The sequence below is a fragment of the Kribbella sp. NPDC051936 genome (assembly GCF_040680955.1).
Lineage (GTDB): Bacteria > Actinomycetota > Actinomycetes > Propionibacteriales > Kribbellaceae > Kribbella.
In genome coordinates, this window is sequence record NZ_JBFAXS010000002.1 from 449182 (window position 1) to 465827 (window position 16646).

Consider the following 16646-nt stretch of genomic DNA (forward strand, 5'->3'; position numbering starts at 1 on the left):
GTGCAGACTGTGCAGACTTTGTCTGTTGATCCAACAAACTAAGTCCACGCCTTTTCATCGTCAAGAGTTCGTAACAGTCGAGTTCTTGCAGCGCTTTGTAGGGTTTTGTACGCTCGCGGAGCTTTCTCCTGCCCGCCCCCGCCAGGAGCCCGCCCATGAAGTTCACCCGTCGTCGTCGGCAAAGTCGCCGTCGGCTACCAGGGCTGGTTCGCCTGCGCCGGCGACGGTGCCCCGATCAACGGCTGGTGGCACTGGAGCCAGAACTGGGGCCAGCCGCCGTCGCCGACGAACACCGCGATCGTCAGCTGGCCCGACGTCCGCGATTTCACGGCGACGTACCAGACGGCGTACCCCAACCTCGGCAACGGGCAGCCGGCGCGGCTGTTCTCGTCGTACGACCAGCAGACGGTGAACACGCATTTCCAGTGGATGCAGCAGAACGGCTGCGACACGGCCGCGTTGCAGCGGTTCACCTGATGTGGCGCCAGTACTACAACCTCACGGCAGGCGCCGCTGACCGCGACGCGCTCGACCGTACCGATGCCCGCACCGGGCGCCGGCGTGATCTTCTACGAGCGCGTGGACCACCGCGGCGCGGCCGGCGCCGTACTTGCCAAGGGCAACGGACCGCGGACACGCCGAACTTCGTCGCGCTGACGCCGAACGCGAACGACCATCGTCCTGCCGGATCTCCTAGAACAGCTCCATGCTGTCGGCGGTGGCCGTGATGACCGGGTTGTCGAAGTAGAGGCGGCAGGCGATCGCGTGGCCGGTGCAGGTGAGCAGGGCCGGCCCGGCGGCGTCGACGACCCGGTACGCGACCGGGTGCTCGCAGCGCTCGACCTCACCCTCGTTCTCACGGCCGCAGCCGAGGACATGGCAGGTGACGGTCTCGCCGACGTTCATCAGCGTCAGGCCGTGCTCGGGGCAGACACCCCAGCCGACGCCACAGGCCTGTCCCTCGTTCGCGGCCAGGCGGACGAGTTTGCCGGCGGTGACCTCCAGCCTGCTCGCCAGGTCGCGGAAGGTGGTCGCGGCCTGGTCGAGGTCCTGCCGGAACCTGCGCAGCTCGACCGACTCGGGCATGTTCTGCGTCGCGGCGTGCAGGTCTTCGGCGAGCGTCATCGCCGCGACCGCGATCTCGTCGACCCGGACCGGCGTGTTGAACTGCCGCAGCGTCGTGCCGGACGTGTCCCGCGGCCGGTCGCGCACCTCCGACAGCCACTCCGAACGCCGTACGACGTCGTCCGGCCGACCTAGCTGGATCTCACCGACCTGCTGCCCAGGCTGCCACTCGGACGCCGGTTCACTGTGAGGAGCTGATTGCGGAGCGTGACCGTTGGTGCCGTTCGCCGCTGCGCCCCCGCTCTTCGGGAGCCGGCTTTCCTGCGCTGTCCGCCCGTTCATAGAGCCTCACTCGTCCCAGTCCCCTGTGGTGCCTCGGTGGCCGATCGTGCCATGCGTCCGGTACCCAGGACCAGAGGAAAAACGACAGCGTGACCCACCGCTCCCCCACTTTCGCAGACAGCAACGAACACCCCCAGCAAAACCGAGGATTCCCCGCCGGAGGGCCACTGAATCACACCGTTCGTGTTACCGAACGCGATCTTTGCATTTCCGTACGGAGCGTCGTCACATGGTCGCTGTCAGCTGCCGACGGAGGAAGTCCACGGTTCGGGTCCGGGCGTGGTACGCCGAGTTCGGCGGATCCTCGCGCAGCTCCCGGGTGAGCACCGAGTGCGCGGACCGCCCGTACCCGTCGGGGTTGCCGGGCGCCGAGTCCAGTTCGATCACCTCGAACGCGTCGCCGAGCTGCGCACGCAACGTGACGAACCTCTCGGCCGGCGACATCCGGTCCCGGCTGAAGCGCAGCCCGAGGACGCAGAGCCCGCCGGCCCGGGTCCGCTCCTTGACCTTGTCGAGTTCTTGCGGCGACAGGCCGGGATCCCGCCGCAGCTTCGGCGTCACCGCGAACGGCGTCGACGGCTGGCTCAGCACCGGCGCGGTCACCACGTCCTCGACCGCGGTCGCGAGCGCGAACCCGCCGGAGAAGCACATCCCGACCACACCGACGCCGCGGCCCGGTGTCCGCGCGGCCAGATCGGTCGCGACGGCCCGCAGGTACCTCGTGATCGGGCGCTCCGCGTTCGCCGCGAAGCACCGGAACTCCTTCGAGACGCACAACCGGGCGATCACGCCGAGCGTGTAACCAGGGGTCTCGGCGCGTCCCGGCGTACCGAACGGCGACGGGATCACGACGGTGAACCCCTCGCGCACCAGATGCTCGCCGAACGCGGCCACCTCCGGGGTCAGCCCGGGGATCTCGGGGATCAGGACGACACCGGGCCCCTCGCCCTTCTCGAAGCAGTCGTAGGTCAGGCCGGCACCGGCGAACGGCGCCCTCCGCCAGGAGGCCAGATCCGCGGTCATGGCGCGTAGTGTTGCACGGCGCCGCCCGCGGACAGGTCCACGAGCGTGTGGGCGAGGGATCTCGCATCGGCCAGGACCCCGGCCAGGTCCATGGTCGTCAGCCGGCGGTTGCGCACCACGACCTGACCGGCGACGAGGACAGTGACCACGTCGGAAGCTCGGACCGAGTACACGAGCGCTGCGCGGGGGTCGTGCAGCGGCTGGTTGTGGGGTGCGCTCAGATCGACGAGGACGATGTCGGCCTGTCGGCCCGGCTCGAGTACGCCGATGCGGTCGGCGAGGCCGGCGGCCGCGGCACTGCCCCGGGTGGCCAGACGGAGGGTGTCGGACAGCGTCATCCACTCGGCGTCGTGTTCACGTTGCTTCTGGGTGAGGGCGACCATGCGGATCGCTTCCCACACGTCGAGGGTGTTGTGCACTGCGGCGCCGTCGGTGCCGATGCCGACGTCGACGCCTACTGCGCGCAAGGCCTTGATCGGGGTGACCTCGCCCATCGCGAGCTTCAGGTACACCTTCGGGCAGGACGCGACGGCCGTCCCGGCGTACCGCTCCAGGATCGGCAGGTCGTCCGCGTCAATCCCGCAGCCGTGCGCGACGAGGGCACCTGCGTCGAGGACACCGGTCCGTTCGAGCACCTGGATCGGTGTGACGCCGTGCTTGTCGAGCGAGGCCTGCGTCTGGTCGTCCGTCTCGGCGGCATGCAAGTGGATCCGCAGCCCTTCCGCCCGCGCGAAGTCCGCCGTACGCCGGAGGTCGTCGTCGGTGACCGTGTACGTCGCGTGCGGGCCGAGGCTCGCGGTGATCCGCGGATGCCGCTGCGCGAGCTCTCGTGTCGTCTCGAACGCATTGCTGACGGCCTGCTCACCCGCCGAGGAGAAGAACGTCGGCGCGAGGTCCGCGCGGATCCCGGACTCGACCGTGGCCTCGGCGATCTGGTCGGTGTGGAAGTAGTGATCGACAAAGGTCGTCACCCCACCCAGCAACATCTCCGCACACGCCAGCCGAGCCCCGACCCGCACCCGTTCGGGGGTCAGGTTCACCTCCATCGGCCAGATCCGCTGGTTGAACCAGTCCTCGATCGCCAGATCCTCGGCCGCCCCGCGCATCATCACCATCGGACTGTGCGTATGCGAGTTCACCAACCCAGGTACCGCCAGCAACCCGGTCCCGTCCAGGACCTCGGACGGTGCTGCAGGGTCGGTCGTCTGCACAGCGTGAGTTCCCGTCGGTGCGACGGCCACGATCCGGTCGTCCTCGACAAGGATGTCCTGCGCCTCGTCGACGCGGCACTCCCCCTCCTCGGGAACGACCAGCACGGACACGTTGCGGATCACCAATCGCGCCATTCGTCCTCCCGGCTCGTCGACATGCAGCATCTTGTCCAACCAGAGGTCCAGTCACCGACTGAAGAGGCCTCATCGGTCCACTTCAGAACTAGACATCCCCGTGGCCCCTGGTGACACAGACTCATCAGTGGACGATATAGTCCTCTACTGAGTGCGAAGCAAGGAGGAAGTAGCGATGCGACCCGACGGAACGGGCTACCACCTCGCCGACGGCGAGTTGTCGGTGCCCGCGATCGGCCGGCCAGTCGACTTGAGTGTCACGGCGAGCCTGTTCGGTGGTGACGGCCTGGATGTGGTGCTGGCCAGCTGGAGCAGCACAGAGACGAGTTGCCTACGCTCGCAGGACGGGCGGGTGACCCTGCCGGTGCAGACGCAGCCGGCGATGCTCAACTCGCTTCCGAGCAGCGTGCGTATTAGAGCGCGCGCCGCAGCGCTACCCCTGGACGCCGACGGTGCCTGGCGGCTCGTCCTCCGCTTCCGGGATCGGGCCGGATCGGGCCTCACCTGGCAGTCCGATCTGCCTCCCGAAGCGTTCGGCCGGGGCTGGCTGGCTCCGCTGGCGGATCTGCTGACCATCGACGGCGCGGTTGCTGAACCAGCTCCCGCACCCCGGCCGGCAGTGATCGTCGTCCACCACCCGGAAGACGAGTACTACGAGCTGCTCGTCGACGGCCACCAGGCTGGGCTGCTCGTGTACCACGTGATCGGCTCGCAGCTGGCGATCACGCATACCGTCGTCGAACCGACGTACCGCGGACAAGGACTCTCCTGGGTGCTGGTCGGCCGCGCTCTCGACGACATCCGCACGCGGGACGTGACGGTGTCGAACTACTGCGCGGTCGTCCGCCGTTTCGTCGAGAAGAATCCTGAGTACGACGACATCCTCAGCAGACCGCGGACGGCCTGACGCATGGCGTGGATCTAGGTGCCGGCCGACTTCGCGTGCGCTCGGACCGAGTCCATCGCGAGCTCGAGTGCGATCCGCATCGGGGCGGGATCACGGGCCGCCTGGGCAAGGACGTAGCCGCCCTGGAGTGCGGCCATGATGCCCGTCGCCAGCGTCGCCGGGTCGGCGTCCTCGGACAGCGTGTCGTTGGCCTTCATCCGCTCGAGCGCGGCGGTCAGTAGGGAGATCCACGATGTCAGGTGCGCCTCGAGATCGATGCGCGCCGCCTCGTCCTGGTCGGAGAGCTCGGTCGACAGGGATCCGAGTTCGCAGCCCAGCGCTCCACGGCGTGCTGTGACCCGCTGGAGGATGGCCCTGCACCATCGGTCGAGCCCGTTGAACGAGTCGACCCTGCGGAGGTACTGCTCCTCGCGCTCGAGGACACGCCCGCCCCGCAGCGCGATCACCGCCTGGACCAAGGCGCTCTTGTCGCTGAAGTGCCGGTAGAACTGTGACTTGCTCGTGCCGCTCGCCGCGGTCACCTCGTCGAGCGTGGTCGCTGCGGCGCCTTTGAGAGACATCAGCTCATCGGCCGCGGCGACGATGCGGGCTCGCGTGGCCGCACCGCGGGCGGTCAGCCGGCGATCGAGCTCGTTCACAGTCTCGGGCACGCAAAGAGCTTATCGGGACGGAGCAACGATTGCTGGCGCCGGAGGGCGTAAGCACTCCAGCGCCCGCCGACACCAACTACTCGTGTGGAGCCGGCAGACTGCCGGCCGGTCGGCAGGAGGTCGCATGAGCGAGGTCAGTCGGGAGCTCTACGGCAGGGACGGCGTGACCGTGGTCGAGAATCACAAATCACGCAGGTACGAGTTACTCGTCGCGGGCACGATCGTAGGAACCCTCGACTTCCGCATCCTCGGCCGGCGACGCGTCCTGGGACACACCGAGATCGCAGCCGATCACCGTGGCCGCGGACTCGGCACCGGGCTGATCAAGGCGGTCCTCGACGACCTGATTTCCCAGGGCATCCGGGTCACGAACTACTGCCCCGCGGTCGACTGCTTCCTCCACGCCCAGCCGGAGTACCTCGTGGTGCTCGACGCGTCCCATCCATCGATGCATCCGCACTCCGCGCCGCTGCGGCAACTCGTGCATGCCCAGCACGCCAGGCTCAGAGAGCTCGCCCAACGCTCTCAGGATCCGGGCCTGGACGGATTCGAAAGGCGTCGCGTCACGGACCAGTTCGCCGCTGTCGCCGCACAGCACGCCGCCGCCGTCGCGGATGTCCTGCTGACCGCGGCCAGGACGCTGTCCGGTGATGACGCCGCTGTACTGCTCGACAACCTCAAACAGTTCGAACAGGCGCTGCGGGTGCTCAAGGGCAGGGCGTACGGCGATGCGCGCTTCCTGGGCCTCAGTGCAGCCGAGACCTGGCGAGAGGCCCAACGGCTACTGGACGAGCACGAAGCGACCGAGGTACGGATCGTCTCCGATCTCGAGCGACTCCATGGTGCCGACGGCGCTACAGATCTGGCCAGGACCTTGGCGAAACGGCAGTGGAGTTCACCAACCCGACCGCACCCGAACTCGCCGCATGCCGGAGTCGCCGGCCGACTGGCACACCAGCTGTGGCGTATCGCCGACTCGACCTGGGACGAGCTCGAAGGACGTGGGCTTCCGACCGAGCCGGCCGAGCACGCGAACCAGCATTCCGCCTTCTCCCACTATCTGTTCGGCACGCCCGACGACGCCCGTTCGATGTCCGAGTCCGACACAACTCACACTCATCAGGATCCCGGACAGCAGTAAGGCGGACCCCCGATCGGCACACAAGCAGGGGCATCCGGGCACTCCGGCCCGGCACGAATCGAGGGGAAACTCATGAGCGGATACTTCGAAGACCGCAAGCTCATCGTGGTCGGCGGCAGCAGCGGCATGGGCCGGCAGACTGCTGCTGACGTTGTCGGGCAAGGGGGCAAGGCAGTCATCGTCGGACGTCAGCAGGCGAAGGTCGACCGGACCGTCGCCGAGCTCGGCGAGAAGGGCGAGACCTGGGGCATCACCGCCGACCTGGCGGACCGCAAGCAGGTGGAGGACGTGCAGGAGCAACTCGCCGCGGAGCACGCCGATGCGACACTGCTCGTCAACGCGGCCGGATTCTTCATCCCCGAAGGCTTCCTCGACTACACCCAGGAGGACTACGACGCGTACCTGGAGCTGAGCCGAGCGACGTTCTTCCTGACCCAGACAGTGGTTCGCGGGATGAAGGCGAGCGGCTCCGGCGGTGCGATCGTCAACATCGGCAGCATGTGGGCCCATCAGGCCGTGGCGGCGACGCCGGCGACCGGCTACTCGATGGCGAAAGCCGGCCTGCACGCACTGACCCACAACCTGGCCATGGAACTGGCGGCCGACGGCATTCGCGTCAACGCCGTTGCTCCCGCGGTGGTGGCCACACCGTTGTACGAGGGCTTCATCCCGGCAGACCAACTCGAGGAGACGGTGAAGGGATTCGACGCCTTCCACCCCCTGGGACGGGTCGGGACAGCCCAGGACATCGCGTCCGCGATCGTGTTCCTCCTTTCTCCGGGGGCCAGTTGGATCACCGGCGCGATCCTCAACGTCGACGGTGGCGTCATGGCCGGGCGCAACTGACCTTCGAGCAGCCGAACCCGGTCACCGACTGTGGAGTGACATGACGAGTTTTCAGACCGTGTCCGCCGGCGGGCTGGAGGTCTTCTACCGCGAGGCGGGCAAGCCGGGAGCGCCGAAACTCCTGCTGCTCGGCGGATTTCCCTCCTCGTCCCACCAGTTCCGGAACCTGATGCCGGCCCTGGCCGACAGGTTCCACCTGGTCGCGATCGACTACCCCGGCTTCGGGAACACCGAAATGCCTGATCCCGCGGCGTGGGACTACAGCTTCGACCACCTCGCGGAGATCGTCGACGAGTCGCTGCTCGCGATCGACTTCACCGGTCCGATGGGGCTGTACATGCAGGACTACGGCGGTCAGATCGGGAACCGGCTGATCTCGCTCCATCCGGACTGGTTGGAGTGGCAGGTCATCCAGAACTCCAACCTCTACGAGGAGGGTTTCACCGAGATCTGGGACGGGATACGTCATGTCCTCTGGGTCGAGCGCACCGCCCGGACGGAGGCGCCGGTCGCGGCCTTGCTCGAACCGGAGGCGGTGAAGGCGATCTACCTGACCGGCCATCGCGATCCGGCGAAGATCAGCCCGGACAACTGGAACCTGGATCTGCACTTCCTGGCCCGCCCGAACGCACGCAGGGTGCAACTCGACCTCTTGTACGACTACCGCACGAACGCGGCGCAGTACCCCGCCTGGCAGCGACGGCTGCGCCGCGACCAGCCCAAGACGCTGATCTTCTGGGGCCGGGGTGACCTCTTCTTCACCCCGGCCGGCGGCGAGGCGTACCTGCGTGACCTCCCGGACGCAAAGCTGGTCCGCCTCGACTCCGGACACTTCGCGACCGAGGACTGCCTGCAGGACATCGTCGACGGGATCACCGGCTTCTACGACGAAACCGTCAAGTGGACCGGAAGGACATCCTCTCGATCGAAGGGGATCAGTCAGCCGAACTCGCAGTGTCGCTCGCGTCGTAGGTAGCCCGCGTCGACCAGCGCGGCACGCAGTTTCCGGCGGGCGTCGAACATCAGCTTGTAGATCGCGTTCTGGGTCGCACCGAGCTGATCGGCGAGCACAGCTGTGGGCATCCCGTTAAGCACCAGAGCGACGAAAACCACGCGTTGCTTGGCTGTGAGGCTCTCGTCGACGGCACGGTGTACGGCGGTCAGCAGGTCCCGGCTCTCGGCGTACGCCTCCGGGCCGATCCCCAGCCGGGCCGGAAGGCGGTCCCAGTCCTCCTCGTCGAACGCGACACCGGCTCGCTGCCAGAAATGCCGGTTGACCTTGGCCGCCACGTCGAAGATCACGAACTTGTACGCCCAGGTGGTGAACTTGCAGTCACCGCGGAAGGTCTCGATCTTGCCGCAGATCGCCAGCAGCGCGTCCGCCGCGGCCTGGTGCGCGAGGTCGTCCAGCTCCGGTCCGGCGAGGCGCAGCCTGGTCGCCCGCCGGCCGGCCTCCGCTCGCGCGGCGCGCAGCAGGATCTCGTACAGGCGCCGGCTCGCCAGCTCGCGCCGATCTCCCTCGCTGCTCAGGTCACGAACCCAGGCGCAGTTCTCCAGGACCACGTCAGCGGAGACGACCCGCACCTGGGACGACGACTCGGAAGCTTGGCTCTTCATGGATCTCCGGCGGTCAGCGGAACACGGTGACCCCACAGGTGCGGCACGGCGGCGTGGCGCACCCCGGATCAGCAAGATGGACGATACCGTCCATTCATGACTCCGTCCAATCCGCCGCAGGAGACGCATATTGGCTACTCAGATGAGTTGTAACTGGTCTATCTCGTCCCGTTTGCCAGAGATGACGGGGCCGCTCGTCATGGCCGCCGTGTCAGATACGCCGGCGCCCGATCACGCGTAGCGGCCCTCGAACGTCACGCCGTCCTGGAGCCCGGTGAATCTGACTCCAGCGATCCGTGAGTCCTCGACGATCCAGCGCAACGCATAGCAGGCCCGATAGCTCGGCGGCCAGAACGAGCAAAACCTGCCCTGGCCATCGACGTACCACTCCCCCGCGCTGTCACGTCCTCGCTCGGTGTAGGTGGTTTGCCCGTCGATCGTGAAGATCTGGGTCGCACCGTCGGAGTAGACGAACCGGCCGGCCGTCACCGCCGTCGGGATGTCGGCCACGGCAATCGCCGCGCCATCGGTGGTGTCGAAGTCCTGCAGTCTGTCGCTCATCGCGCTCGGGCCTCCATGTCGAGTCTGTACGACTCCTTGGTGGCCGTCGATCCCCTCGTGCTTACGGGTCGAGGTCGGACGCGGCGCTGTCTGGATCGTGGTTCTGTACGGCGGCCAGCAGTCCGTCGGCGTCTTCTGCGCAGGCGCGACAGGCGGCCAAGTGCGACGCGAGCCCGGGGCAGCGCTCGGCGACGTCGACTCCCGCTGCGAGGAACTCGGCATACAGGTGCAGAGCAGCCCTCGACTCGTCACACCCGATGTCGCCTGGGTCTGTGGCGAGGAATCGCTCGATTCCCTCCCGCCAGCCGGTCACTGTTCACCTCTAGCAGTTGATCCGAAAAGCCTCGTTGTCGCCGATGTCCTGTCCGGATACCCGTTGGTGGTCGGCCGGCAACGGATCTTACGGCCTCGTTGCAGCCAATTGCCGGTCCCGGTGGTAAGACGGCGAGTATGCGGTGCCGCGAATGCTTACGAGCCGGCGGTGCTGTGCCGGCGAAGGACTGGATACGAGGAGGTGCCTGATGAGGGCAATCGTGGTCACGGACCAGGCAGCGGGACCAGCCGGCATGACGCTCGCGGAGCGGCCGGCGCCGGCAGCGGCGATCAACGACGTCGTCGTCGAGGTCCAGGCGGCGGGTTACGTCCCGACCGAGCTCGAGTGGCCCTCGACCTGGACCGATCGCGCCGGCCGTGACCGAGCACCGTCGATCCCCGGGCACGAGCTGGCGGGCGTGGTGACCGAGCTCGGCTACGGCACGACGGGTCTGTCGGTCGGTCAACGGGTGTTCGGCCTCGCGGACTGGCATCGCGACGGCACGCTGGCGGAGTACGTGGCGATCGAGGCACGCAACGTCGCGCCGCTCCCGGGTGACGTCGACTTCACCGTGGCCGCGAGCCTGCCCATCTCGGGACTGACGGCCTGGCAGGGCCTGCTCCAGCACGGCCGCCTCCAGTCGGGGCAGAGCGTCCTCGCCCACGGCGCGGCCGGTGCGGTCGGCACGATGGTGACGCAGCTCGCCCGCGAGTTCGGCGCGTACGTCATCGGCACCGGACGCGCCGCGGACCGTGACAAGGCACTCGACTTCGGTGCGCACGAGTTCGTCGACCTCGCCAACGACGCGCTGGACGACGTCGGGCCGGTCGATCTGGTGTTCGACGTCATCGGCGGACAGGTCCAGAAGAGCTCCGCGGCCCGGATCAAACCCGGTGGGACGCTGGTGACCGTCGTGGGCCCGCCCGAGGCGCGGCCGGCGGACGGCCTGGCGATCGACTTCGTCGTCGAGGCGGATCGGGGCCAGCTGACCGAGATCGTCCAGCGGGTTCGGGACGGGCGGCTGCGGACGAACATCGGCACCGTCGCGACGCTCGACGACGCGGTGACCACCTTCACCTCGACCGAACGGCTCAAGGGCAAGACGATCATCCGCCTTCGCCCGTAGCTGACCGGCATCCGCGGCAGCGATGCTGAAGGACGGCCTCGATCGAGGTCGCCCTTCAGCATCCAGCCGGCACCGCAGGAGAGGCGGCGGAGTCAGGGAACGATCTCGAGCCTGCTGATGAGGCCGTCGACGAGGGTGAAACGGTAGATGATGTCGACTTCGCCACCGGGAAAGTCGCCCTCGAGGTGATGCGTGACGACGTAGTGGGTGTCGTCGAACTTCTCGACGTGGCCGATCTCGACCGTATAGGTGTACTCGCTGGCCTCGTTCTCCCGCCACCGGTGGATCTCGTCATGGCCGGTGTAGGTAGTGCCGTCGTCGTCGATCACCGTCGCGTCGGCCGCGAACGCCGACAACAGGTCGTGGGCATTCGCCTTGTGCTGGGGATCGGCCTCGCGCAGGTACCTCATGATCGCCGCCGGCAAATGCTTCGCCAGGTCGGCCGCACTCGGATCGGGTGGGTTCTGGATGGTCATCAGTCTCCTTTCAAAGGTGCGGGTATCTGTGTCGTGCCTGACATGTCGACGCAGTACATGCCATGGCGCTCGGTCAGCATCAGCAGGATCGTGTCGCAGTTCCTGCAGCGCGCCACCGCACCAGGCCCTGACATGTACACGACCATCTCCGCCATTACGCCCGTACGGCCACAACTGGTGCACGTGTAGGCCATGGTCGTCATGTCTCGCCCGAAGAGGTGGTGCATGACACCCGCCAGGGCGTTGCCATCGAGTGATCCCATTGTCGTCACCCGCCGGTCCCGCCGAAGCGTTCGGTCCGGATCCGTTCGGCCGCGTACCCGACGGACACCAACCCGGCCGCAGCCGTCTCGACGAACGCGGTCGGGCCACAGATGTAGGTCAGCGGATCACGGCCGGCCGCCCAACCGGCCGTGGACAAGAGCATCGGGTCGATGCGCCCGCGATAGCCCTGCCAGCCGCTCGGGGCCGCCCGCGTCAAGGTGATCGAGACCGTGACGAGGTCGTCGGCCGCCATCTCCATGAGCTCCTCGCGGTAGATCAGCAGCTCGAGAGAGCGCGCGGAGCACAGCGCGCGCAGCTCGTCCACCAGATAGGGAGACACCTCCCCGTCGTCGAGCCGCTCGACGGTCAGCGACAGGCCGTCGTCCTCCGGTCCGGACGCGATCGAGTAACTCCGCTCGGTCCGATATCCGTCCGGCGCCGTCAGCCGCACGTCCACGTGCTGCCCCGCACGGTGCCCGGGCCAATCGGTCACCGCGAGCGTGATGGTCTTCACCCGCGGAGTTTCGAAGGTCGTGGAGAGCACCGTGCCGGTCTGCCACGTCAATCGCCGGAGTAGCGCTGTTCTTTCCACGGGTCTCCATAGTTGTGATAGCCGAACATCTCCCAGAAGCCAGGTTGATCCGTCGCGCGCAGGTCCAGACCACGGATCCACTTCGCGCTCTTCCAGAAGTACAGATGGGGCACCAGCAGCCGCGCCGGCCCACCGTGCTCCGGCTCGAGCGGCCGGCCGTCGTACTCGTCGACGATCCATGCCTTGCCGCCTCGCAGGTCCGCCACCGGAACGTTCGTGGTGTAGCCGCCGTCGGAGAACGCCACGGCGTACGACGCCTGCGTCGGCACGGCATCGAGGAAGGTGTCGAGGGACACCCCTGACCAGGTCATGTCGAGCTTGGTCCACTTGGTCACGCAGTGGATGTCCACGGTGAACGTCTCGCGGGGCAGCGCCCGGAACTCGGCCCACGACCAGGACACCGGATGATCCACAGCACCGCGGATCGTGAAGTCCCAGGCGTCCGGTTGCGTGTACGGCGTGGGCCCGGCCGACAGCACCGGGAAGTCACGCGTGACGTACTGCCCCGGCGGCACTCGCGAGGAATCTGCGGTGCGCCGACCGAGAAACCCCCTGGTGACGGCCATCAGGCCTTCTCCCCTAGCTGCACACGCAACAGCCATTGCTGCTTCTCCAACGCCCCGACCACCCTCACCAGCACGTCTTGCGTCACGACGTCCGCAGCACCGGTCGCGCCCAGCCGTGCCGGGATGAGCTCGGCCACCGCCGCCACCCGCCGAGCCAGCTCCCAGACCACCGCATGGTCGGCGAGCGACCGCGCCGGGACAGCTTCGACCCGTGACCCGCTCGCCACCGCCGAGCTCTGGCCGTCCGGAACGATCCCCAGCGTCACCGCACGCTCGGCGACGACATCCGCGAGCTCGCGCCACTCCCCGACCAGCTCGTCGAGGAACAGACGCGCGCCACGGGCGGCCGACCCGACCACGCTCCAGTGCAACTGCTTCCCGATCAGGGAGAGATCGATCAGGTCTTGCAGCACGACCTCCAGTTCTTCACCGACGGCCTGCCGCTCGTTCGGATTGTCCAGCGGCGGCAACTGCACAGAATTGGCAACAGATTCCATAGACATACCTCCTCTGTGACATGGCGGCCGCCGGACCTTTCCTCGCCGGCGCGGAATCTTCGAGGGGAACAGGTGTTCGAGTTTCGGGAGTACGGGGGTATGGTGGGGGCATGGGTGCTGACCTTCAGGGCTCGTTGCTGGATGCGTTCGCGGATCCGGAGTTGGGGTCGCTGGGCGGGGTGTCGCGGACCGAGTTGGGGCGCGGGGCCTGGATCGATGTGCTTCCGGGGTGGTTGACGGGGGCGGATCAGGTGTACGAGCGGCTGGCTCGGGAGGTGCCTTGGCAGGCGGAGCGGCGGCAGATGTACGACCGGGTGGTCGACGTACCGCGCCTGCTGTGTTTCTACGGTGAGAACGCCGAGCTCCCACTGCCGATCCTCGACGAGGCGCGGGATGCGTTGAGCGGCTACTACGCGGACGAGCTGGGTGAGCCGTTCCGTACGGCGGGGTTGTGTTTCTACCGCGACGGCCGGGACAGCGTGGCGTGGCACGGGGATCGGATCGGGCGCGGCAACCACGAGGACACGATGGTCGCGATCCTGTCTGTCGGCGAGCCACGAGTGCTCGCCCTGCGACCACGGCCAGGCGGCGCCAGCGGACCGGTCGGCTCGACGGTGCGGTATCCGCTCGGACACGGCGACCTGATCGTGATGGGCGGCTCCTGCCAGCGCACCTGGGAACACGCCATCCCGAAGGCAGCCGGCCGCGTAGGCCCGCGCATCAGCATCCAGTTCCGCCCCCGCGGAGTCCGATAAACCACCGGACCTTCTGATTGAGGCGGGGCTGGAGGCCAGGTCGGGTAGGTCGGTTTCATGCGGCGGCTGCGGCGGTGATGTCGGGGCTGTAGATACCGTCTTTGGTGGCGATGTAGAAGCCGAGGAGGCGGATGCCGGCGGCGCGGCAGATGGCGGTGGCGGCTTGTGACCACTGGTTGTCCAGGTCGGTCAGGCGGGCGGAGCCGGGGCGGCCGAGGGCCAGGATGAGAGCCGCGCCGGGGGCGGTGCGGACCGCCGGGATGATCGGGTGCATGGCGGTCCCGCAGAGCTGGGCCGGGCTGGGGTCCGCGGGATGGGGCGACCGGTCGGCTGGGACGGCCGCGGGCGGGATGGCGTCGGCTGGGAGTTCGACGGTGACGGTGGCCAGGTAGTGGTTGTCGGGGGCGCAGATGAGGACTGTGAGAGTGCCTCGGCGGCGGTCGCCGTGGCTGACCATGAGGTCTACGACGTCGGCTGTGACGGCGGGGTCGGTGAGCGGGCGGTCGGGCCAGGTGGCGGAGAGGTTCTCGAAGCTCATGCCTGTAAAGGTGCCGTGATTCCGGCCACCGGGCCGGGTTGTCCACAGCCGAAATTGGCCCATGTTCTGAGGGTGGGAATGGATCTCTTGGGTGGGCCGTTGCGCATCTAGGCTCGAGGACATGAGCAGCAGACTTGGGCAGATGCTTCCGCCGGCCGGAGCGCCGCAGGATCTCGCGATGGCGCAGTTGGCCAACTCGGTCGGGGACGGGGCGTTCGTCGTCACCTCGGCGTTGTTCTTCACCCGCGTGGTCGGGCTCTCGACCGCGGAGGTCGGGCTCGGGCTGACGATCGCCTGGCTGGTCGGATTCCTGGCGGGCGTCCCGCTCGGCAACCTCGCGGACCGGCGGGGAGCCCGCGGCACCGCGGTCCTGCTGGCGCTGACGACCGCGACAGCAGTCGCCTCGTTCCTGGTGGTCAGGAGCTTCGCCGGCTTCCTGATCGCCGCGGTGATCTACGCGTGCAGTCAGACCGGGCTCACCGCGGCGCGGCAGGCGTTGCTCGCGGGCCTGGTCGCCCCGGCGGAGAGGACCAGGATCCGCGCGTTCCTGCAATCCACCGTGAACGCCGGGCTCGCGATCGGCGCGCTTCTCGGCGGCGTGGCGCTCCGCTTCGACAGCACGGCGGCGTACCTGACTGTGTTCGCGGTCGATGCCCTCAGCTTCCTGATCGCTGCCGCGCTGCTGCGCCGGGTCCCGTCGATCGCGACCACATTGCGCGTCGCGGGCGAGCCGCGGCTGGCCGTGCTGCACGACCGTCCGTACACCGTGCTCGCGCTGATCAATGCGGTGATGCTGCTCTTCATGCCGCTGATCAGCCTGGTCGGCCCGCTCTGGATCGTCACCCGCACGAACGCGCCCAACTGGGTCGTCGCCTCGCTGATGATCGTGAACACGCTCGGAGTGACGCTCTTCCAGGTCCGGATCGCGAAGCGAGTCAAGGATCTGCGCACCGCGTCCCGCAGCGTCCGGTACGCCGGTGTCGCGATGCTGGCCGCCTGCGCGGTCTTCGCGACCACCGCCGCCGGCCTGAGCGCCCCGCTCACCGCCGTCGTCCTCGTCATCGCCGCCGCACTCCTGACGCTCGGCGAGATGAAACTCGCCTCCGGCGCCTGGGAAATCAGCTTCGGGCTGGCCCCCGCCGACAAGCAGGGCCAGTACCAGGGCTTCTTCGGCACCGGCCCCGCGATCGCCCGGATGCTCGGCCCGGCACTGCTCACCACAGTGGTGCTCGGCTGGGGCCCGATGGGCTGGCTGGCCGTCGGTGCACTGTTCCTGGGGACCAGTTGCGCGACTGGTCCCGCCGTACGATGGGCTGCGCGGACGAGGGCCGTCAACGAGGACGCCACGCCGTCGCTGGTAGAGGAGAACGCCGCCTGATGGAGATTCCCGGACTGGTCGAGATCACGACGTACGACGAACTGCGGGAGGTCGTCCCGCAACCACTGGCAGCCGCCGCCGGCAAGGCCCGCAAGGAGTTGCACGACCTCGACCGGGAGTGGCTCGCGGCCTCGCCGTTCTGCCTGATCGCCACCTCCGCGGACGACGGCACCTGCGACGTCTCCCCCAAGGGCGACCCGGCCGGATTCACGAAGATCTTCGACAGCACCACGATCGCGATCCCGGAGCGGGCCGGCAACCGGCGCGTCGACGGGTTCACCAACATCCTCTCCAACCCGCACGTAGGGCTGATCTACTTCCTGCCCGGCCGCGGCGACACGCTGCGGATCAACGGCCGCGCCCGGATCGTTCGCGAGGCGCCGTTCTTCGACGAGATGGTCGTGAAGGGCAACCGCCCGCAGCTCGCGCTGCTGGTCGAGATCGAGGAGATCTTCCACCACTGCTCGAAGGCGTTCCTGCGCTCCCAGCTGTGGAAGCCGGAGACCTGGAACCCGGAGGCGATGCCGAGCCGCCCGCGGATCGCGAAGGCGCTGGAGCGGCCTGACGAGGAGCTCGCGACGCTCGAGGAGTACTACGGCACGGCGTACGAGGAGAAGATCTACAAGGTCAAGTACTGAACTAC

Annotated in this window: 22 protein-coding genes; 8 read left to right on the forward strand and 14 right to left on the reverse strand. The window is 68.0% G+C overall.

Annotation, left to right across the window (positions count from 1 at the left end; genetic code table 11):
• Nucleotides 1-194 precede the first annotated feature (194 nt).
• From AB0L64_RS07695 to AB0L64_RS07710, 4 genes are all read right to left on the reverse strand, one after another.
• Nucleotides 195-452, reverse strand: a complete 258-nt coding sequence (locus AB0L64_RS07695; protein ID WP_363708870.1) for a hypothetical protein — start codon at nt 450-452, stop codon at nt 195-197.
• 241 nt (nt 453-693) lie between these two features.
• Nucleotides 694-1407, reverse strand: a complete 714-nt coding sequence (locus AB0L64_RS07700; RefSeq protein WP_363708872.1) for a hypothetical protein — start codon at nt 1405-1407, stop codon at nt 694-696.
• 225 nt (nt 1408-1632) lie between these two features.
• Nucleotides 1633-2430 (reverse strand): dienelactone hydrolase family protein, encoded by a 798-nt coding sequence (locus AB0L64_RS07705; RefSeq protein WP_363708874.1) that lies wholly within the window; start codon nt 2428-2430, stop codon nt 1633-1635.
• Nucleotides 2427-3776: an amidohydrolase gene (locus AB0L64_RS07710; RefSeq protein ID WP_363708876.1), complete on the reverse strand. Its 1350-nt coding sequence runs from the start codon at nt 3774-3776 to the stop codon at nt 2427-2429. The genes AB0L64_RS07705 and AB0L64_RS07710 overlap by 4 nt, the downstream gene beginning before the upstream one ends.
• Before the next feature lie 175 nt (nt 3777-3951).
• On the opposite strand from AB0L64_RS07710, the gene AB0L64_RS07715 reads away from it, so the two are divergent.
• On the forward strand, nt 3952-4683 hold the full coding sequence (locus AB0L64_RS07715) for a GNAT family N-acetyltransferase (RefSeq protein ID WP_363708878.1): 732 nt from the start codon (nt 3952-3954) through the stop codon (nt 4681-4683).
• Between the two features lie 14 nt (nt 4684-4697).
• Here the strand turns inward: AB0L64_RS07715 and AB0L64_RS07720 are convergent, their stop codons facing one another.
• A complete protein-coding gene (locus AB0L64_RS07720) occupies nt 4698-5333 on the reverse strand; it encodes a TetR/AcrR family transcriptional regulator (RefSeq protein ID WP_363708881.1) in 636 nt (211 codons plus the stop codon).
• Nucleotides 5334-5457: 124 nt separating this feature from the next.
• On the opposite strand from AB0L64_RS07720, the gene AB0L64_RS07725 reads away from it, so the two are divergent.
• The 3 genes from AB0L64_RS07725 to AB0L64_RS07735 all read left to right on the forward strand — a co-directional run bounded on the left by AB0L64_RS07725 (nt 5458) and on the right by AB0L64_RS07735 (nt 8296).
• On the forward strand, nt 5458-6474 hold the full coding sequence (locus AB0L64_RS07725; protein ID WP_363708883.1) for a GNAT family N-acetyltransferase: 1017 nt from the start codon (nt 5458-5460) through the stop codon (nt 6472-6474).
• A 72-nt stretch (nt 6475-6546) separates the two neighbouring features.
• Complete coding sequence (locus tag AB0L64_RS07730; RefSeq protein WP_363708885.1) at nt 6547-7320, forward strand: SDR family oxidoreductase; 774 nt, start codon at nt 6547-6549, stop codon at nt 7318-7320.
• A 40-nt stretch (nt 7321-7360) separates the two neighbouring features.
• On the forward strand, nt 7361-8296 hold the full coding sequence (locus AB0L64_RS07735) for an alpha/beta fold hydrolase (protein ID WP_363708887.1): 936 nt from the start codon (nt 7361-7363) through the stop codon (nt 8294-8296).
• Here AB0L64_RS07735 and AB0L64_RS07740 read toward each other — a convergent pair.
• From AB0L64_RS07740 to AB0L64_RS07750, 3 genes are all read right to left on the reverse strand, one after another.
• Nucleotides 8260-8937, reverse strand: a complete 678-nt coding sequence (locus tag AB0L64_RS07740) for a sigma-70 family RNA polymerase sigma factor (RefSeq protein WP_363708889.1) — start codon at nt 8935-8937, stop codon at nt 8260-8262. The genes AB0L64_RS07735 and AB0L64_RS07740 overlap by 37 nt on opposite strands.
• Before the next feature lie 231 nt (nt 8938-9168).
• Nucleotides 9169-9498 carry a hypothetical protein gene (locus tag AB0L64_RS07745; protein ID WP_363708891.1) on the reverse strand — a complete coding sequence of 110 codons (330 nt, stop codon included), beginning with the start codon at nt 9496-9498 and terminating at the stop codon, nt 9169-9171.
• A gap of 61 nt (nt 9499-9559) precedes the next feature.
• Nucleotides 9560-9811, reverse strand: a complete 252-nt coding sequence (locus AB0L64_RS07750) for a hypothetical protein (RefSeq protein WP_363708893.1) — start codon at nt 9809-9811, stop codon at nt 9560-9562.
• A gap of 208 nt (nt 9812-10019) precedes the next feature.
• On the opposite strand from AB0L64_RS07750, the gene AB0L64_RS07755 reads away from it, so the two are divergent.
• Nucleotides 10020-10937 (forward strand): NADP-dependent oxidoreductase, encoded by a 918-nt coding sequence (locus tag AB0L64_RS07755; protein WP_363708895.1) that lies wholly within the window; start codon nt 10020-10022, stop codon nt 10935-10937.
• Nucleotides 10938-11029: 92 nt separating this feature from the next.
• On the opposite strand, the gene AB0L64_RS07760 is transcribed toward AB0L64_RS07755, so the two are convergent.
• Genes AB0L64_RS07760 through AB0L64_RS07780 form a run of 5 tightly spaced genes read right to left on the reverse strand, consistent with a single transcriptional unit; the run spans nt 11030 to nt 13332 of the window.
• Nucleotides 11030-11413 carry a nuclear transport factor 2 family protein gene (locus AB0L64_RS07760; protein WP_363708897.1) on the reverse strand — a complete coding sequence of 128 codons (384 nt, stop codon included), beginning with the start codon at nt 11411-11413 and terminating at the stop codon, nt 11030-11032.
• A complete protein-coding gene (locus AB0L64_RS07765) occupies nt 11413-11676 on the reverse strand; it encodes a DUF6510 family protein (protein ID WP_363708899.1) in 264 nt (87 codons plus the stop codon). The genes AB0L64_RS07760 and AB0L64_RS07765 overlap by 1 nt, the downstream gene beginning before the upstream one ends.
• Nucleotides 11677-11681: 5 nt before the next feature.
• Nucleotides 11682-12191: an FAD-binding oxidoreductase gene (locus AB0L64_RS07770; protein WP_363708901.1), complete on the reverse strand. Its 510-nt coding sequence runs from the start codon at nt 12189-12191 to the stop codon at nt 11682-11684.
• Nucleotides 12192-12238: 47 nt separating this feature from the next.
• Nucleotides 12239-12835: a sulfite oxidase-like oxidoreductase gene (locus AB0L64_RS07775; protein ID WP_363708903.1), complete on the reverse strand. Its 597-nt coding sequence runs from the start codon at nt 12833-12835 to the stop codon at nt 12239-12241.
• Nucleotides 12835-13332, reverse strand: a complete 498-nt coding sequence (locus AB0L64_RS07780) for a DNA starvation/stationary phase protection protein (protein ID WP_363708905.1) — start codon at nt 13330-13332, stop codon at nt 12835-12837. Before AB0L64_RS07780 ends, AB0L64_RS07775 begins: the two co-directional genes overlap by 1 nt.
• A 110-nt stretch (nt 13333-13442) precedes the next feature.
• Here AB0L64_RS07780 and AB0L64_RS07785 point away from each other — a divergent pair, with 110 nt between their 5' ends.
• Nucleotides 13443-14087: an alpha-ketoglutarate-dependent dioxygenase AlkB gene (locus AB0L64_RS07785; protein ID WP_363708907.1), complete on the forward strand. Its 645-nt coding sequence runs from the start codon at nt 13443-13445 to the stop codon at nt 14085-14087.
• A 55-nt stretch (nt 14088-14142) separates the two neighbouring features.
• Here AB0L64_RS07785 and AB0L64_RS07790 read toward each other — a convergent pair whose 3' ends face one another.
• Nucleotides 14143-14625, reverse strand: a complete 483-nt coding sequence (locus AB0L64_RS07790; RefSeq protein WP_363708909.1) for a hypothetical protein — start codon at nt 14623-14625, stop codon at nt 14143-14145.
• A gap of 121 nt (nt 14626-14746) precedes the next feature.
• Here AB0L64_RS07790 and AB0L64_RS07795 point away from each other — a divergent pair, with 121 nt between their 5' ends.
• Both AB0L64_RS07795 and AB0L64_RS07800 read left to right on the forward strand, forming a co-directional pair.
• Nucleotides 14747-16003: an MFS transporter gene (locus AB0L64_RS07795; protein WP_363708911.1), complete on the forward strand. Its 1257-nt coding sequence runs from the start codon at nt 14747-14749 to the stop codon at nt 16001-16003.
• A complete protein-coding gene (locus tag AB0L64_RS07800; RefSeq protein WP_363708913.1) occupies nt 16003-16641 on the forward strand; it encodes a pyridoxamine 5'-phosphate oxidase family protein in 639 nt (212 codons plus the stop codon). Before AB0L64_RS07795 ends, AB0L64_RS07800 begins: the two co-directional genes overlap by 1 nt.
• The last annotated feature ends 5 nt before the right edge of the window (nt 16642-16646 follow it).

Bases quoted from the DNA above. Each gene is read 5' to 3' on its own strand.
- AB0L64_RS07700 (WP_363708872.1), bottom strand. From the start codon at position 1,407: ATGAACGGGCGGACAGCGCAGGAAAGCCGGCTCCCGAAGAGCGGGGGC.
- AB0L64_RS07705 (WP_363708874.1), bottom strand. From the start codon at position 2,430: ATGACCGCGGATCTGGCCTCCTGGCGGAGGGCGCCGTTCGCCGGTGCC.
- AB0L64_RS07710 (WP_363708876.1), bottom strand. From the start codon at position 3,776: ATGGCGCGATTGGTGATCCGCAACGTGTCCGTGCTGGTCGTTCCCGAG.
- AB0L64_RS07715 (WP_363708878.1), top strand. From the start codon at position 3,952: ATGCGACCCGACGGAACGGGCTACCACCTCGCCGACGGCGAGTTGTCG.
- AB0L64_RS07725 (WP_363708883.1), top strand. From the start codon at position 5,458: ATGAGCGAGGTCAGTCGGGAGCTCTACGGCAGGGACGGCGTGACCGTG.
- AB0L64_RS07730 (WP_363708885.1), top strand. From the start codon at position 6,547: ATGAGCGGATACTTCGAAGACCGCAAGCTCATCGTGGTCGGCGGCAGC.
- AB0L64_RS07735 (WP_363708887.1), top strand. From the start codon at position 7,361: ATGACGAGTTTTCAGACCGTGTCCGCCGGCGGGCTGGAGGTCTTCTAC.
- AB0L64_RS07740 (WP_363708889.1), bottom strand. From the start codon at position 8,937: ATGAAGAGCCAAGCTTCCGAGTCGTCGTCCCAGGTGCGGGTCGTCTCC.
- AB0L64_RS07745 (WP_363708891.1), bottom strand. From the start codon at position 9,498: ATGAGCGACAGACTGCAGGACTTCGACACCACCGATGGCGCGGCGATT.
- AB0L64_RS07755 (WP_363708895.1), top strand. From the start codon at position 10,020: ATGAGGGCAATCGTGGTCACGGACCAGGCAGCGGGACCAGCCGGCATG.
- AB0L64_RS07760 (WP_363708897.1), bottom strand. From the start codon at position 11,413: ATGACCATCCAGAACCCACCCGATCCGAGTGCGGCCGACCTGGCGAAG.
- AB0L64_RS07765 (WP_363708899.1), bottom strand. From the start codon at position 11,676: ATGGGATCACTCGATGGCAACGCCCTGGCGGGTGTCATGCACCACCTC.
- AB0L64_RS07775 (WP_363708903.1), bottom strand. From the start codon at position 12,835: ATGGCCGTCACCAGGGGGTTTCTCGGTCGGCGCACCGCAGATTCCTCG.
- AB0L64_RS07780 (WP_363708905.1), bottom strand. From the start codon at position 13,332: ATGGAATCTGTTGCCAATTCTGTGCAGTTGCCGCCGCTGGACAATCCG.
- AB0L64_RS07785 (WP_363708907.1), top strand. From the start codon at position 13,443: ATGGGTGCTGACCTTCAGGGCTCGTTGCTGGATGCGTTCGCGGATCCG.
- AB0L64_RS07790 (WP_363708909.1), bottom strand. From the start codon at position 14,625: ATGAGCTTCGAGAACCTCTCCGCCACCTGGCCCGACCGCCCGCTCACC.
- AB0L64_RS07795 (WP_363708911.1), top strand. From the start codon at position 14,747: ATGAGCAGCAGACTTGGGCAGATGCTTCCGCCGGCCGGAGCGCCGCAG.
- AB0L64_RS07800 (WP_363708913.1), top strand. From the start codon at position 16,003: ATGGAGATTCCCGGACTGGTCGAGATCACGACGTACGACGAACTGCGG.